The 15,554-nt window shown below is 42.3% G+C and carries 12 protein-coding genes and 2 pseudogenes; 10 read left to right on the top strand and 4 right to left on the bottom strand.

The features are described from left to right. The first annotated feature begins 2 nt into the window (after window positions 1-2). The 4 genes from DW125_RS13965 to DW125_RS01085 all read left to right on the top strand — a co-directional run bounded on the left by DW125_RS13965 (window position 3) and on the right by DW125_RS01085 (window position 5,153). A complete protein-coding gene (locus DW125_RS13965; RefSeq protein ID WP_021860356.1) occupies window positions 3-170 on the top strand; it encodes a hypothetical protein in 168 nt (55 codons plus the stop codon). Window positions 171-173: 3 nt separating this feature from the next. Then, window positions 174-1,421 (top strand): 6-phosphofructokinase, encoded by a 1,248-nt coding sequence (locus tag DW125_RS01095; RefSeq protein ID WP_021860357.1) that lies wholly within the window; start codon window positions 174-176, stop codon window positions 1,419-1,421. Window positions 1,422-1,767: 346 nt separating this feature from the next. After that, window positions 1,768-3,330 carry a hypothetical protein gene (locus DW125_RS01090; protein ID WP_117536861.1) on the top strand — a complete coding sequence of 521 codons (1,563 nt, stop codon included), beginning with the start codon at window positions 1,768-1,770 and terminating at the stop codon, window positions 3,328-3,330. Further along, window positions 3,315-5,153 (top strand): hypothetical protein, encoded by a 1,839-nt coding sequence (locus DW125_RS01085; RefSeq protein ID WP_158549872.1) that lies wholly within the window; start codon window positions 3,315-3,317, stop codon window positions 5,151-5,153. Before DW125_RS01090 ends, DW125_RS01085 begins: the two co-directional genes overlap by 16 nt. Here DW125_RS01085 and DW125_RS01080 read toward each other — a convergent pair. From DW125_RS01080 to DW125_RS01065, 4 genes are all read right to left on the bottom strand, one after another. Beyond that, window positions 5,117-6,214 carry a polysaccharide deacetylase family protein gene (locus tag DW125_RS01080; RefSeq protein WP_117536859.1) on the bottom strand — a complete coding sequence of 366 codons (1,098 nt, stop codon included), beginning with the start codon at window positions 6,212-6,214 and terminating at the stop codon, window positions 5,117-5,119. The genes DW125_RS01085 and DW125_RS01080 overlap by 37 nt on opposite strands. Before the next feature lie 102 nt (window positions 6,215-6,316). Beyond that, entirely contained in the window at window positions 6,317-7,696 is a 1,380-nt protein-coding gene (locus DW125_RS01075; RefSeq protein ID WP_117536858.1) for an aldehyde dehydrogenase, read from the bottom strand. A 4-nt stretch (window positions 7,697-7,700) separates the two neighbouring features. Next, window positions 7,701-8,909, bottom strand: coding sequence for an iron-containing alcohol dehydrogenase (locus DW125_RS01070; RefSeq protein WP_117536857.1), 1,209 nt, complete (start codon window positions 8,907-8,909; stop codon window positions 7,701-7,703). Between the two features lie 78 nt (window positions 8,910-8,987). Further along, a complete protein-coding gene (locus DW125_RS01065; protein WP_117536856.1) occupies window positions 8,988-9,440 on the bottom strand; it encodes a MarR family winged helix-turn-helix transcriptional regulator in 453 nt (150 codons plus the stop codon). A 148-nt stretch (window positions 9,441-9,588) separates the two neighbouring features. Here DW125_RS01065 and DW125_RS01060 point away from each other — a divergent pair. The 6 genes and pseudogenes from DW125_RS01060 to DW125_RS01035 all read left to right on the top strand — a co-directional run. Beyond that, window positions 9,589-9,789, top strand: a pseudogene (locus DW125_RS01060) (MFS transporter); the annotation flags it as partial. A 60-nt stretch (window positions 9,790-9,849) separates the two neighbouring features. Continuing rightward, window positions 9,850-10,611: a type I 3-dehydroquinate dehydratase gene (gene aroD, locus DW125_RS01055; RefSeq protein ID WP_117536855.1), complete on the top strand. Its 762-nt coding sequence runs from the start codon at window positions 9,850-9,852 to the stop codon at window positions 10,609-10,611. A 9-nt stretch (window positions 10,612-10,620) separates the two neighbouring features. Continuing rightward, window positions 10,621-10,803: pseudogene (locus DW125_RS14550) on the top strand (TRAP transporter large permease); the annotation flags it as partial. Window positions 10,804-11,120: 317 nt separating this feature from the next. Continuing rightward, window positions 11,121-12,278, top strand: a complete 1,158-nt coding sequence (locus DW125_RS01045) for an FprA family A-type flavoprotein (RefSeq protein WP_117536853.1) — start codon at window positions 11,121-11,123, stop codon at window positions 12,276-12,278. A gap of 512 nt (window positions 12,279-12,790) precedes the next feature. Beyond that, the gene (locus DW125_RS01040; protein WP_117536852.1) at window positions 12,791-14,242 is read left to right on the top strand and encodes a sugar transferase; all 1,452 of its coding nucleotides are present in this window, start codon (window positions 12,791-12,793) and stop codon (window positions 14,240-14,242) included. Between the two features lie 79 nt (window positions 14,243-14,321). Then, window positions 14,322-15,467: a glycosyltransferase family 4 protein gene (locus tag DW125_RS01035; RefSeq protein ID WP_117536851.1), complete on the top strand. Its 1,146-nt coding sequence runs from the start codon at window positions 14,322-14,324 to the stop codon at window positions 15,465-15,467. The last annotated feature ends 87 nt before the right edge of the window (window positions 15,468-15,554 follow it).

Genomic DNA, 15,554 nt, shown 5'->3' with positions numbered 1-15,554 from the left:
ATATGGAGAAAAAAGTAGAAGTATTTCATTTTAATTGTGAGGTTTGTAAAAATCATTGCAGTCTGACTGTAGAGGCCGAGGGCGGACAGGTATTTAATGTAACGGGGAACGGTTGTCTGCGCGGATTAGCCTATGCACAGTCTCATCTGCCTGAAGGAAAGGAGAGATAAATTATGAAAGGAAATGTAATTGTAGGACAGTCGGGAGGACCGACAGCGGCAATCAACTCAAGTCTGGCGGGTGTTTACCGCACGGCAAAAGATCGTGGAGCAAAGAAAGTGTATGGAATGCTGCACGGAATTCAGGGATTAATGCAGGAAAAATACATTGATCTGTCGGATCATATCAAGACAGAGCTTGATGCGGAGCTGTTAAAACGTACACCGGCAGCGTTTTTAGGATCCTGCCGTTATAAACTGCCTGCAATCCACGAAGATCAGAGCGTCTATGAGAAGATTTTTGCAATCCTGGATAAGCTTGACATAGAAGCATTTATCTATATCGGTGGAAATGATTCCATGGATACGATCAAAAAATTATCTGATTATGCGATCATTACCGGACATCCGACACGTTTCGTAGGCTGTCCGAAGACTATCGATAATGACTTGGCGCTGACGGATCATACACCGGGATTTGGAAGTGCGGCAAAATATATCGGAACGTCTATGAAAGAGATCATCCGTGACAGTTTCTGCCTGGAATACAGCAAAGGGCTGGTATCCATTGTAGAGATCATGGGAAGAAACGCAGGCTGGCTTACCGGTGCTTGTGCACTTGCGGCAGGCGAAGACTGTGAAGGACCGGATATGATCTATCTGCCGGAGCTGCCATTTGACATTGCTGAATTTGGCAGACGTGTGCGTGAACTGCTCGAGAAGAAGCCATCTGTAGTTGTTGCTGTATCGGAAGGAATACGAACAGCAGATGGCAAATATGTATGTGAACTTGGAAACAGCGTTGATTTTGTTGATGCATTCGGTCACAAACAGTTATCCGGTACAGCTTCTTATCTTGCAAGCTATATTGCGGGCGAGATCGGATGCAAGACACGTGCCATTGAGTTAAGTACTTTGCAGAGATCTGCGTCCCACTGTTCATCCAGAGTAGATATTCTGGAAGCTTATCAGGTAGGCGGTGCAGCAGTGAAAGCAGCAGATGAAGGAGATTCCGGTAAAATGGTTGTTTTACAGCGACTTTCCGATGATCCTTATCAGTGTGGAACCGAAGTCAAAGATGTTCACAAGATTGCCAATGACGAGAAATTAGTTCCGAGAGAGTGGGTTACTGAAGACGGAACATATGTCACCGGCGAATTTATTTCTTATGTAAGACCGTTGATCCAGGGAGATGTGTCACCGGTCATGGTAGATGGTATTCCACGTCATTTGTATACACCAAAAGAACTGAGTCAACGCTAGGCATAGATGTATTCTATAAGTAATTGAATATATAAAAATAACTTATTTTATTAAATTGTATGAAAATGCTATAATACAACTAGAATGTGATTGACAATAGCACCTTCTCCAGATGTCTTCCCCGGCATTTGAGAGAAGGCGCTTTTTCGTTGCAATGGCATCCGGAGGAAGCTGTCGGTAGATTTATGGTTGCGGAAGAAAAAATGCTTGCATTTTAGAAATAAATCCAGTATGATAAGAATCACTCAATAAGTCTTAGAGAGTCAAAGGAAATTCTAAATAAAATTTAGTCAGATTAAAATCTAACACAAAACTCAACATAAAATTTCATAAAAAGGAGAACAACATGGCATATGAACAAGGATACGATGTACTCCGTCTGATCGAACACAGCGAGAGTTGTTATGTCAGTTCAGAGTATGTAAGAGGAAGAACGCTCATCCGTTATATACGGGAAGAAAAAGAGATAGAGAAAGAACAGTTATTTGCATGGATGCGTAAGATGGCAGGAACGCTTGCGTGTGTGCACAAGTGCAGGGGTGCACCTTGTTATCAGTATGTGAATCCATACAGCATGATCATAGCAGAAGATGAGGAATTATATTTCCTTGATCTGAAGGCGGCATCCAACCAGGAGATGCTGATCCGTATGCAGAAGCGGACTATAAGAGAGCATTTCCTGCCGGAGGAAGAAGCCTACTATCAGCGCGCGAGTGTTACATTAGACTTGTACGGACTGGCACGCACGTATCAATATTTACTGGCAGAGACAGAAGTTTTGCCAGATCTTAACAAAAAGGAAATTCTGAAACTGGAAAAGATTATTTCCAGATGTCTGAACCGGCAGTCAAAGAAAGCCTGTCAGTCTGCGCAGGAAATTAAGCGCATGATTCCATCATACAAAAACGAAGAAGAAAAAGAACGATCAAAAGGAAAATATTTTCGTAAATGGCTCTATATAGCTGCAGCAGTAGTTGTAATCATACTTGGGCGAAGTATCTTTGCCGAAAATTCCCATTCTACAAATTCATATTCGGAAAAATCCCATGCTATAAATTCCGGGAACGATGTAAAAGCAGCAGAAACCAAAACAGGGATAGATGAAAAAGAGGCTGCTGCATACACAGCCGGTAAAAAAGAAACCGCAGAACAGATGCAGACTACAGAAATGGAGCTTGGCAGCCTGTATTTTTTGAAACTGGAAGATTATGAGAAGAGCAGACAGCATTTCGAGGCGGCGTGTGCCGGAACAAAGAAGACAGATAAAGAGAGTGGGATCGCCGCAGGGATGGCAGCTGTGTCTGCCTGCCTTGCAGAGAAGACACTTCCGGAGGAAGAACTAAAACAGGCTCTTGAACAGACGGCACTTCTGCTGGATGGGAAAGAAGATGCCATTTACTACCGGTGTGTACTCAAAGGATATACCTGTCTGGATGCGAAAGAACAGCGGGAAGAATTATTGAGGCTTGGGATACAATATCGGGCACTAGGGGAGAAAGAAGGGCAGGAAGAGGTCACGCAGTGGATGGCAATGGCATATGAACAGAATGGAAAAAAGAGTGACGCTGCAAAAATGTATGAAGAACTGCTTGCAGTGGAAGGGAAAAGAGCAGAGAGAGAAGAATTGTACCGCAAAGTGACAGAGCTTTTTCTGGCAGATAAGAAAAATGATGATGCTATGCGCAGAATCCGGGAAGGAGTGATAGAGTATCCGGATTCCTTGGAATTACAGGTATTAAAATTGCGCGTGACATGCAAAGAGAAAGAAAAAAACCGCGGAGCATGCAGGAAGGCATTAGAAAGAGCTGTGAAAAATCGAACGGATATACAGAAAAATGAAGATTTCCGGAAACTTTTACAGGAACAGGGATTTCAGATGAAAGGAGAAAAAGTATGCGAAAAAGAATAAAAACAATCGGATGTCTGATACTTGTACTCACGATGATCTATGCACAACAGGCAATGCTGTCTTATGCAGGAGACAAGGCTGTAGGAAAAATCACGATCAGAAGAGAAGGAGAGGCAATAGGTTCAGAATCGGAGCCGTCGCCAGAGCCGTCGCCAGAACCAACGCCGGAACCGGAGCCGTCGCCGGAACCAGAGCCGTCGCCGGAACCAGAACCGACACCACCGGAGCCGATTATCAAATTTGAAAAAGAATGTTCAGAGTCGGATGGTGAAAATGGTTATTATGTGACTATTCCGAAAGTGACTCTTCATCATGTCAGTAAACGGGGGGAGACAGTCTTCCGGCTGACACAGGGGGATAAAGTACTGGGAAAAGGGAAACTCACGGAAGAAAATAAGAAATATACCATTCCGAAAGACTGGTTTCGGCAGGGAGAACAGGAACTGGACGTGTGGATGGAAGATGAAAACGGTGAAAAACAAGAGGATTTCCAGTGGGAGAAAACATTCAGAATCGATCTGTCTGCTCCGGAATTTCAAGTATCGGCAGATGGAGGATTTGAAAGCTGGCACAGGAATGAAACGACAGTACATGTAAATGCAAAAGACGAATACAGCGGAATAAAAAACATATCATGCTATGTAAACGGAGAGAAGCAGACAGAGATAGGAAAGGCAGGTGGAAATTTTGTAATCCGACAGTCTTCAAGAAATGGCAAACCGGTGCGGGTTCTTTTTGAGACGCGAGATCATGCCGGTAATCAGAACAGGCAGGAAAGAAATCTTTATATTGATAATCAGTCCCCAAAAGCTGAAATCAGAGGTGTGACGCCATATATGATCACAAGCAGACCGTTGACTGCTGTGTACAGGGTGCAGGAAGAGAATGTGTTGGATGAATTTCATGCAGAAGTAAAATATGAAAATACAAAGGGCAGGAAGCAGTCACAGGAATTACTGGTGTGGGAAGATCATGGAGAGATGAAGAGAAGTGTTCACAGACTGCGTGAAGATGGAATTTACCGGCTGCATATCTATGCAAAAGACGCTGCAGGATACGAAGTAAAGCAGACAACTCAGGTGATTGTAGATCAGGAGAATCCGGTGATCCGGTATGTGGATACGCTGGATCAGGCAAAACTAAAAAGCTTTGAATGGAATTACAGAAAAGAAGAACTCGTACAGGATTTTACCGGTTACGATTATGAAGTAAGGCTGGATGGAAGATTATATTCGATGGGAGAACGGGTGACAAGAGAAGGACAGCACATACTGGAAGTGCATGCGACAGACCGTGCCGGGAATACCTCACACGCAAAAGCAGTATTTACAATTGATCATACAGCACCGGAGATTGTGTTTAAAGGCGTAAAGGAAGGAGAAAAGTATGAAGGACATCTTACATTTAAAATTGGAGTTAAAGATACAGAAGATATACTCCGAAAGGTGCAGATTAATGGAAAAGAACAACAGCATGTTCAAGGGAAAGCAAGGACCGGATTTTCGATTAAGAAAGCAGGTGATTATGAGGTGATTGCTGAGGCAAAAGATCAGACCGGAAATGTGGCAGTGAAAACGATTCATTTTACAGTACAAAAGAAAAAATCTGTGCTGGAGAAGCTGGTTGAGCCATTGATCCGTCCATTTATAAAAGATGATAATGACAATATCAGTTCCAGGAAGATAAAGAAAGAGCAGAAGAAAAAAGAAAGAGAGCAAGCAAAAACACTGCTCCTTCGAAAAGTCGCAGGAACAGTGCTTGGTATTCTGCTTATTGGTGGAGTAATCTACTCAACCAGTTTTTTGAAGCTGTCTAAAGACTGACCTCTTAACATACGGATACGAGGAAGTACAAGTGGATCATCTCCGACTTTGGCACGACCGTATTCGGTTGTAACCGCACATTTGAAACCGGCATCTTTTACAGCCTGGATACAACTGTCATTGTAATCACCGTACGGATAGGCAAAAGCATCGGAATTGCCACCGATGCGGATCGATTTCTGAAGATCAGCAACGGCATCATTGTGGTTCATGACAGGGAAGATTCCGCCATGTCCGATGTTACCGCCACCCCGGTGCATGTTGTAAGAATGGGACTGGAATGTCATATATTCGCTGGCATATTTTTTCACCTTCTTCTTGCCTTCCAGATTACCGATCAGGAAAGAAGTTACCGGAACCTTATATTTGTTGAAAAGCGGTACACCCAGATTTAAGAAACTGTACGCACCATCATCAAAAGTGAGTACAACGCTCTTCTTTGGAAGAAGCAGTTCGCCCTTGACATATTTTCGGACTTCTTCCCAGGTAGGAAAGTAGTAGTTATTTTCTGTCAGGTATTTCAGTTCCGCTTCGAGATCATGAACTTCGATGAAGTTGTTGTTCAACTGCTCTTTCGGTGGATTATTCTTATCATAAACGTAGTGATACATGCAGATCGCCAGACCGTTTGTCTTATGATCCTGTTCGGTCGCTGTATTTTCGGCAGTCTGCACATCCTTATTAAGACGTGAGTTTTTCTCTTCTTCTGCTTTCTTTTTAGCAGCTTCCTCCGCTTTCGCTTTTTGTTCCGCAGCCTTAGCCTTTTCTTCCTCTGCTTTTTTCTCTTTGGCTTGCTTTGTGGCTGTAATTTGAGCACGTTCCTGCTTCTGTACTTTCTGTTTATAGAAGATAACAGCACCAAGAACTGCAAGCAGGATCAGAAGAATGACAGTCAGCACACAACGCAGACGCTTCTGGCGGCGTACCTGTGTAGAGACAGCTGATCTGTTGTTATGGCGCCTGTGCCCTGAGCTGCTGAGTGAATAATTTTGATTGTGTTGTTTGTGGGCACTTTGCGTTTTCTTGCTTTGAATTTTATTTCTCTGGTGTTTGTGTTTCATAAATTTGTCCCCTCTGTCTCCCTGTTTAACCGAAAAAACCTAGCCTGGGAGTGTGTTCACATTATACAATGCAGATATTAATTTTGCAAATGGAGGAAACACTTACCGCAGGAACATATGGATCAGCTTGTCGTGGATCTTGCGGTAAGGCTGGTAGCGCATTGGAAGATCCAACCAGGTTTTCTTATCAACAATACTCTTGTAATGCGAGAAAGTGCGGAATCCATCTAATCCATGATAGGAACCCATGCCGCTCTCACCGAAGCCACCAAATCCCATATTGCTTGTGGCAAGGTGGATGATCGTGTCGTTAATACAGCCGCCGCCGAAACCGCAGTGGGAAGTCACTTTTTTTGCGATGGCTTTATCAGATGTAAACAGATAAAGAGCCAGCGGGTGAGGCATGGAATTTATTTTTTCGATAACCATATCAAGGTTGTCGTAAGTCAGGATCGGCAGTACCGGTCCGAAGATTTCTTCTGACATGACTGCATCATCAAAAGTAACATTATCCATAAGTGTTGGTGCAATCTTTAAACGACTGCGGTCGTTCTGCCCGCCATATACGACTTTATTCTGTTCAATCAGCCCAAGAATACGGTCAAAATGTTTCTCATTAATAATCTTTCCATAATTTTTATTGGAAAGAGGATCTGATTTGTATTGTTTTTGCATTTGTTTTTTGATCTCGTGGATCAAGTCGATCTTGATGGAGCGGTCACAGTAAATATAATCCGGAGCAACACAGGTCTGTCCGCAATTTAAGAACTTTCCGAAGACAATTCGCTTTGCAGCAAGTTTCAGGTTTGCACTTTTTTCAACAATACATGGACTTTTGCCACCGAGCTCCAGTGTGACCGGAGTCAGGTTTGCAGATGCCTGGCGCATAACTTCTTTCCCAACAGCCTGACTTCCGGTGAAGAAAATATAGTCAAAATGTTCGCCAAGAAGACAGGTGTTTTCCGCACGGCCACCGGTTACGACAGTCACAAACTGCGGATCAAAGCAGTTAGCAACCATTTTTTTAATGAGTTCGCTTGTATGCGGTGAGTAAGCACTTGGTTTTAAAACGGCAGTATTACCAGCTGCAATAGCGTCTATCAGAGGCTCGATCGTGAGCATGAATGGGTAGTTCCATGGGCTCATGATGAGAGTCACACCGTAAGGGGATGGCTTCTTGTAGCTTCTGGAATGGAACTGTGCGAGTGGAGTCAGAACACGCTTTTCTTTCGCGTAAGAGCGTGTGTGTTTCAACATGTGTGTAAGCTCGCTTAAAACCATACCGGTTTCGCACATATAACTTTCAAAAGAACTTTTCCCAAGATCAAGTGCGATCGCTTTTGCAATCTCAGATTCGTGAGACTGCACATAAGCTTTTAATTTCTTCAGTGCGTTGATGCGAAAATCAATATCTAAAGTTGCGCCGGTGTAAAAATACTCCCGCTGCGCAGTAACAATTTCATGAATCTGTGTTTCAGTCATAATTTCAGTCCTCCTCTGGCATGAGCATATAATAGAATTTTTCCAGTTCTTTTGCATTCATCAGGACCGGAACGGGATAGAGCGGATTCGCCTCTTTGTCCGCATAGTGGGTAAGTTTTGGAATATCTGTTTCCTGAATTTCGGCAACTGTATTGCCGATTCCAAAAGTCCGTTTCATTTCTTTGATCGCATCAATAAATGCAGCAGCAGCCTGCGGGGCAGGAGTCTCTTTTGTTGCAATACCGGCTGCAATGGCAAGTTTTTTCAGTTTTTTGTGAATGGATTCTCCGTATTCTTCCAGAACATGAGGAAGCAGGATCGCATTGGCAAGTCCATGCGGCACATTATACTGACCACCCAGCGAGTGAGCGACTGCATGAACGTAACCGACGTAGGATTTGGTAAATGCACAGCCGGCATAGTAAGAGGCGTGAAGCATATTTCTTCTTGCATTTACATTCTTACCATCGTGGTAAGCTGTATCCAGATTTTCAAAAATAAGCTGTACAGCCATAAGCGCATCTTTCCGTGTCGCGTAAGTAGTTGAGTTTCCGATAAATGCTTCAACCGCGTGTGTCAGCGCATCCATACCGGTTGTTGCAGTGATAAATGGCGGAAGACTCAAGGTGACTTTCGGATCAAGAACCGCATAGCGAGGAATCAGAGGAAAATCGTTGATCGCATATTTGTAACGAGTCTGTGCATCTACAATGACAGCGGCAAGCGTTGTCTCACTTCCGGTTCCGGCTGTTGTTGGAACAGCAATCAAGAGTGGAAGTTTCTTATGTACTTTCAGGATTCCCTTCATCTTCGCAAGTGACTGCTTCGGCTTTGCAATGCGGGCACCGACAGCTTTGGCGCAGTCCATACTGGAGCCACCGCCAAATCCGATCAGGGCATCACAGTTATTCTTTTTGTAGAGAACCAGTGCTTCCTGTACGTTGGTTGTTGTTGGATTGGCAACTGTTTTGTCGTAGATTGTGTATGGAATATCTGCCGCTGTTAAGGCATTTTCCAATCTTTTCGTCAATCCGAGAGAGCGGATCCCGGCATCCGTAATAATGAGGACGCGGGAAGAGCCATTTGCCCGGATGATCTCCGGGAGTTTCTTCACACTTGGGATAATCTCCGGCGTGCGGTACGGGAGAAAGGGAAGTGCAATCTTAAATACCGTTTGAAATGTACGGCAGTAAATTTTTCTTAAAGTATGCATGAGTGTATCCTTTCTTAAAAAATAGTATTCCAGCTGCAGTTTGCTTTCTGGAAAGCTTTTGCTTAATAAAAATGATTCTTATTTACAGAGTTCCTTACTTAAATGCTCCAGGTTATCAGCTATGGTAAATAATGTCTTATAAAAAATCTTCCGCTGCGGTTCGGCAATATCTTTGCTTGCTTCTTCTAACGCATGGGAAATAAAGGAGCGCATTTCTCTGGCACATGCCATTCCGACATCTGTCAGATGGGCACGGGAACGGTATCGGTGCGCTGCTCCGGTCGCTTCATAAGCAATGAAGTTCCGGTTCTCCAGATCATTTAAGATGCGGGAAATACCGGCTTTATCCTCTTTGCATAGTTCACATAATCCGGCAGCAGTTAAGCCGTCCGGATGATCAGACAGATAGTAAAGACACATGACATGAGTACTCTTAAGTCCCTGTGACTGCATATAAATCTTCTTGATTTTCTGAATACTCTTATGAATCTGCGCAACATTTGTTGTTAATTTTTCAAAACGATCATCCATAAAAACACCTCAATGTTGATTAATCAACATTGAATATAACACGAATAGAAAGGAAGGTAAAGAGATGTGTGAAAAAAAGACCAATCAATCAGAACAAAATGCAAAAGCAGGAAAGCCACCTGCAGTCTCGAGGGATTGTGCAGACGGCTTCCTTCTTATTAAAAGAACGATCACCAGCCTTGTCATGATCGCATCCAGCCTCTGTAACTACACGATCTTAAGTGCCGCTGCGAAAATGAGCGCGACAGCCGTTATTTTAATGAATGTTGTAATCACTGTGAGCGGTGTGGTTTTGGCTTTGTTTGTCAATCTGAGATATGGTAAACTATTAGCACGTACTGAAAAATAAAACAGGTAATGTGTACACGAAAGAAGCAGCAGTTATCGGAAAACAGGAGGAACAAAATACATGAATCCAGTAAAAGTAAGAAATATAACCATTGGCGAAGGAACACCGAAGATCTGTGTTCCAATCGTCGGAGTAACAAAAGAAGAGATCCTGGAAGCAGGAAAAAATATTTGCACAATCGGAGCAGACGTCATCGAGTGGCGTGTAGACTGGTATGAAAATGTCTTCGATTTCGACCAGGTAGAAGAGACTGCAAAAGAATTGAGAAATGTAATCGGAGAGACTGCACTGTTATTTACCTTCCGTACCGCAAAAGAAGGTGGAGAAAAAGCAATTGAGACAGATGTTTACGTGGCGTTAAATGAAAGAGCAGCAAAGAGCGGACAGGTAGATCTTGTAGATGTAGAAGCATTTACCGGAGAGACGGCTGTAAAACAGATCATCGAAACTGCGCATGCCACAGGTGTGAAAGTAGTTGCATCCAATCATGACTTCCACAAGACACCGGCGCAGGAAGAGATTGTATCCCGTCTCTGCAAAATGCAGGAACTGGGGGCAGATATTCCGAAGATTGCAGTGATGCCACAGAATAAAAAAGATGTACTGACACTGTTATCAGCAACAAGAGAAATGTCAGAAGAGCATGCAGATCGTCCGATCATCACCATGTCTATGGCAGGAACTGGCGTAATCAGCCGTCTCTGCGGTGAAGTGTTCGGTTCAGCACTGACATTCGGTGCAGCAGGAAAAGCATCCGCACCGGGACAGATGGGAGTAGAAGACCTGAAGACTGTACTGGAGTTACTGCACAAGAGTCTGTAATAGAACTGACTTTATGCTTATTTTTATTGTAAAAGACATGGGGAAGATCTGGGGAAAAAAGAGAAAGTGATCGGAGAACTGAAAAGCAGAGGCTTCAAACGCGTGCTCGCAGACAGTGCACTGGCGATGCTAAGTCCGGTTATTATCCTCGGATGTATTTATACCGGTGTGGCATCCCCTATAGAGGCAGCAGCCGATGATCGGAACGAAGAAAAGATAGAAGAAATCCAAAAAAGCGGGACCCAGATACTCACACTGGATGAAATGACAAGAACAGAGATGAAGCAGGCAAGCGCAGGCGTGCGCGAAGCAATCCGGAAGAAAGTATCAAAGAAAATCGCAGATGCATATATGGGAGAGAAATAACGAAGAGCAGGAAAGCCACTGAATGGCAATCCTGCTCTTTATACATCTCACTTCCCTATTGCCACTCCACTCCGAATGCGTTATACTACCAACAGAGTAAAAAAGAGTAAACAAAGTAAATCACCAGAAGGGAGATCTTAGCAATGAAAATCACAGACGATATTATCTACGTGGGAGTGAACGACCACGACATCGACCTGTTCGAGGGTCAATACATCGTGCCAAACGGCATGGCATACAACTCATACGTGATCAAAGACGAGAAAACAGCTGTCATGGACACCGTAGACGCTAACTTTGCAGAAGAATGGCTTGGCAACATCGACACAGCACTGGGCGGTGCGGCACCGGATTACCTGATCGTGCAGCACATGGAGCCGGATCACTCCGCGAATATCGCAAAATTCATTGAGAAATATCCAGAAGCCAAAGTCGTAGCAAATGCCAAAGCATTCCAGATGATGAGCAACTTCTTCCGCGGAATGAACCTTGGAGACAAGAAAGTTGAAGTCAAGAATCAGGAGACACTGTCACTCGGTAAACATGAGCTGACATTTGTCTTCGCACCGATGGTACATTGGCCGGAAGTTATGGTCACATATGACAGTACAGATAAAGTCCTCTTTTCCGCAGACGCATTTGGTAAATTCGGCGCCCTGGACGTAGAAGAAGATTGGGACTGTGAAGCTCGCCGCTATTATTTCGGAATCGTTGGTAAATACGGCAAGCAGGCAGAGAATCTCTTAAAAGCAGCCGAAGGTCTGGATATTCAGACAATCTGTGCACTGCACGGTCCGATCCTTAAAGAGAATCTGGAGCATTACATCGGACAGTACAAGACATGGTCTTCTTACGGTGTAGAGACCGAAGGTGTCATGATCGCATACACATCCGTATATGGAAACACAAAGAAAGCAGCCGAGACACTCGCGTCTGCACTGGAAGCCAAAGGCTGCCCGAAAGTCGTACTCTGCGATCTGGCAAGAGAAGACATGGCAGAGGCAGTCGAAGACGCATTCCGTCATGGTAAATTAGTGCTTGCAACTACAACATACAATGGAGATATCTTCCCGTTCATGAGAACATTTATCGAAGCCCTGACCGAGCGCGGCTACCAGAACCGTACGATGGGTATTATTGAAAATGGTTCCTGGGCGATTACAGCAGGTAAAGTAATCCGCGGACTTTTCGAGAAGAGCAAGGACTTAACATGGGTTGACACAACTGTCAGCATCATGTCTTCCATGAGCGAAGAGAACGAAGCACAGATTGAAGCAATGGCAGAAGAACTGTGCAAATAATATATAAAATCTATATGATATATAGGTTAAATCAATGAATAAAAAAGAATACGACAGTTGACTATCATACAGTAAAGTGCTATCATGCATAAACTGTAAGGCTAATGCATAACGAAGGTATCGAAAAGTAGACTGAAATATAAGCCCTCCTCGCTAAGTTGCAAGAAAAATGCGGGGGGGGGATTTTTACCCGGGGATGCAGGTAATCAGGCATTTACGCCCGGATGATACCGTTAATAATAAAACAAAGTGTTCTGTCAGACATGGGGGGACCTTTATGTATTAGTTGCTATTTTGAAGAAAATAGAGTACAATCTAAACGACAATGTCGGTATGAGTTATATTAACACAAGTCTTAAGCTACATCGTAAGAAATACTAGTTTACCCCATACATCAAAGAAATGATATAGGCAAGACCAAAACTACATATACGCGGATGGACTCTTTAGGAAAATAGAGTTATTTATAATTAAGGAAAAAGAAATAAAGAAATAAGTAAGAGGAATGAGTTATGTACAGGAAAGATAGTGAGGGTTGGCTGAAGCATTTTGACTTTTTAGTGTTGGATTTGCTTTGCCTGCAAGTTGCATTTGTGTTGGCGTATGGAATAAGTGGGTATGGATTCTACCCATATAATCTTTTGATTTATCGAAACATGGCAATATTTATTGAGTTTGCAGATATAGTTGTGCTTTTTGCGTGCGGAACTCTAAAAAGTGTATTGAAAAGAGGACATTACAGAGAGTTTCTGGCAACGTTCCAGAATACAATTATGTTAGGTGCAGTAGCGATATCGTATCTATTTTTATTGCAACAAGGACAGAAGTATTCACGACTTGCACTGATTCTTAATATGATCCTTTATTTTTTCCTGACATACATAGTCAGAGAAATCCGTAAATATGCATTGTATAAAAAAATGAAAGACAGCGATAATCGTTCACTGCTGATTATTACAACAAAAGAAGCTGCGGAAAAAGTTGTTTCGAACATGGAAAAACATAATTATGCAAGGTTTCACATTGCAGGATTAGCGATTATAGATGAGAATATGGTTGGGAGCTCTTTTGGTGGTGTTACTGTGGTAGCAAATAGGAGTACAGCACCAGAATATGTATGTAAAGAATGGATTGACGAAGTATTCGTTGTTCTGTCGCCAAATTATGATTACCCTAAAGAGCTGATGGAAGAACTGGGAGAGACAGGAGTAACAATTCATCTGAACCTTGCTAAAATCACCAATGAACCTGGTAAAAGACAATTTATCGAGAAAATTGGAGATTATACAGTACTTACGACAAGCTTAAATTATTCATCTGCAAAACAGCTTTGCGCAAAACGCTGTATGGATATTGCGGGGGGATTAGCAGGGTGTATACTGACAGGTGTTATTTTCTTGTTTGTAGCCCCGATAATTTATATGCAGTCACCGGGACCAATTTTCTTCTCACAGGAACGAGTAGGGAAAAATGGTAAGAAGTTTAAGATGTACAAATTCCGTAGTATGTATATGGATGCAGAAGAGCGGAAAGCAGAGCTGATGAAAGATAACAAACTTGGAGATGGAAAGATGTTTAAACTGGACTTTGATCCTCGTGTTATCGGAAATAAGATACTTCCAGATGGGACACATAAGACAGGAATCGGTGATTTTATCAGACGAACAAGTTTAGATGAATTTCCGCAATTCTTTAACGTATTACGTGGCGATATGTCGATTATAGGTACTCGCCCACCCCTTATTTCAGAAACGAATCTGTATGAGCTTCACCATCGTGCAAGATTGGCAATTAAGCCTGGAATCACTGGCATGTGGCAGGTCAGCGGACGTAGCGACATTACCGATTTTGAAGAAGTAGTTCGTCTTGATAAAGAGTATATCACAAACTGGAATATTGGGCTTGATATAAAAATATTGTTTAAAACGATATTGGTAGTCTTTAAGAAAGATGGATCAATGTAAATCCTACAAGCAGCTTATTTTATAGAGGGAATAAGCTGCAAAAGGATAAATATAAAGATTGCATTTAAAAGAGGAAGTTATGAATAAAAGGAAAACTAATAATTCTCCACTTAAAATTGCAGTTCTTGGACATAAGACAATTCCGAGTCGCCAAGGTGGAATTGAAATTGTAGTTGAAGAATTAACAGTTCGTATGGCAAAACTGGGACATAAAATAACAGTATATAACCGTAGCGGACATCATGTAAGTGGTAAAGAATTTGATGGAAAGAAGTTAAAAGAATATAAAGGAATCCGAATGAAATATGTACCGACAATAGATAAAAAAGGATTAGCAGCAATGAGTGCTTCCTTTTTTGCAGCGGTGGCAGCAGCATTTGGAAAATATGATGTGGTACATTTTCATGCAGAAGGGCCGTGTGCAATGTTATGGTTGCCCAAATTATTCGGAAAGCGATGTATAGCTACGGTGCATGGATTAGATCATCAGAGAGCAAAATGGGGTAAATTAGCCAGTACATATATTATGTTGGGAGAAAAATGTGCGGTTAAATTTGCTGACGAAATTATTGTGTTAAGTGAAGGGGTTCAGGAATATTTCCTTGATACATATGGGAGAGAAACACGTTTTATACCTAATGGTGTAAACAGACCAATCATCCGAAATGCTGAAATTATTAAGAATAAATTTGGTTTAGAAAAAGATAGCTACATCCTCTTTTTGGGCAGACTGGTTCCAGAAAAAGGGCTTAGATATTTGATAAAAGCCTTTAAGCAGGTAGATACTGAGAAAAAACTGGTTATTGCTGGTGGAAGTTCAGATACAGATGAATTTACAAAAGAATTAAAAGAACTGGCAAGGGATGATTCAAGAATTATTTTTACTGGGTTTGTTCAAGGAAAAGAATTAGATGAACTTTATAGTAATGCTTATGTATATACTTTGCCGAGTGATCTGGAAGGAATGCCACTTAGTTTATTAGAGGCAATGAGTTATGGAAATTGCTGTTTGGTTTCCGACATTCCAGAGTGTGCAGAGGTCGTGGAAGATAAGGCGTTGATTTTCAAAAAGTCGAATGTAGAGGACTTGCAAGAAAAACTGCAAGATGCTTGTGACCATCCAGAAATGGTTATGAAAATGAAGAATCAGGCAGCTGACTTTATCTGCGAGAAATATAACTGGGATGATGTCGTAAAGGAAACGATGAAGTTATATAGGAAATGATGAAGAATAATTTTATTGATAAACATCTCTGCTATTGTTTTATCTGGACAGGAAATACGAAATAAAGCAAACTCACAGAAAAGGAAA

Origin of the sequence: Dorea sp. AM10-31 (assembly GCF_003435815.1) — a bacterium.
Classification (GTDB): domain Bacteria; phylum Bacillota; class Clostridia; order Lachnospirales; family Lachnospiraceae; genus Dorea_D; species Dorea_D hominis.
This window is presented reverse-complemented; position numbering and strand designations above follow the sequence as displayed.

Bases quoted from the DNA above. Each gene is read 5' to 3' on its own strand.
- DW125_RS13965 (WP_021860356.1), top strand. From the start codon at position 3: ATGGAGAAAAAAGTAGAAGTATTTCATTTTAATTGTGAGGTTTGTAAA.
- DW125_RS01090 (WP_117536861.1), top strand. From the start codon at position 1,768: ATGGCATATGAACAAGGATACGATGTACTCCGTCTGATCGAACACAGC.
- DW125_RS01065 (WP_117536856.1), bottom strand. From the start codon at position 9,440: ATGGATGATCGTTTTGAAAAATTAACAACAAATGTTGCGCAGATTCAT.
- DW125_RS01075 (WP_117536858.1), bottom strand. From the start codon at position 7,696: ATGACTGAAACACAGATTCATGAAATTGTTACTGCGCAGCGGGAGTAT.
- DW125_RS01085 (WP_158549872.1), top strand. From the start codon at position 3,315: ATGCGAAAAAGAATAAAAACAATCGGATGTCTGATACTTGTACTCACG.
- aroD (WP_117536855.1), top strand. From the start codon at position 9,850: ATGAATCCAGTAAAAGTAAGAAATATAACCATTGGCGAAGGAACACCG.
- DW125_RS01095 (WP_021860357.1), top strand. From the start codon at position 174: ATGAAAGGAAATGTAATTGTAGGACAGTCGGGAGGACCGACAGCGGCA.
- DW125_RS01080 (WP_117536859.1), bottom strand. From the start codon at position 6,214: ATGAAACACAAACACCAGAGAAATAAAATTCAAAGCAAGAAAACGCAA.
- DW125_RS01035 (WP_117536851.1), top strand. From the start codon at position 14,322: ATGAATAAAAGGAAAACTAATAATTCTCCACTTAAAATTGCAGTTCTT.
- DW125_RS01040 (WP_117536852.1), top strand. From the start codon at position 12,791: ATGTACAGGAAAGATAGTGAGGGTTGGCTGAAGCATTTTGACTTTTTA.
- DW125_RS01045 (WP_117536853.1), top strand. From the start codon at position 11,121: ATGAAAATCACAGACGATATTATCTACGTGGGAGTGAACGACCACGAC.
- DW125_RS01070 (WP_117536857.1), bottom strand. From the start codon at position 8,909: ATGCATACTTTAAGAAAAATTTACTGCCGTACATTTCAAACGGTATTT.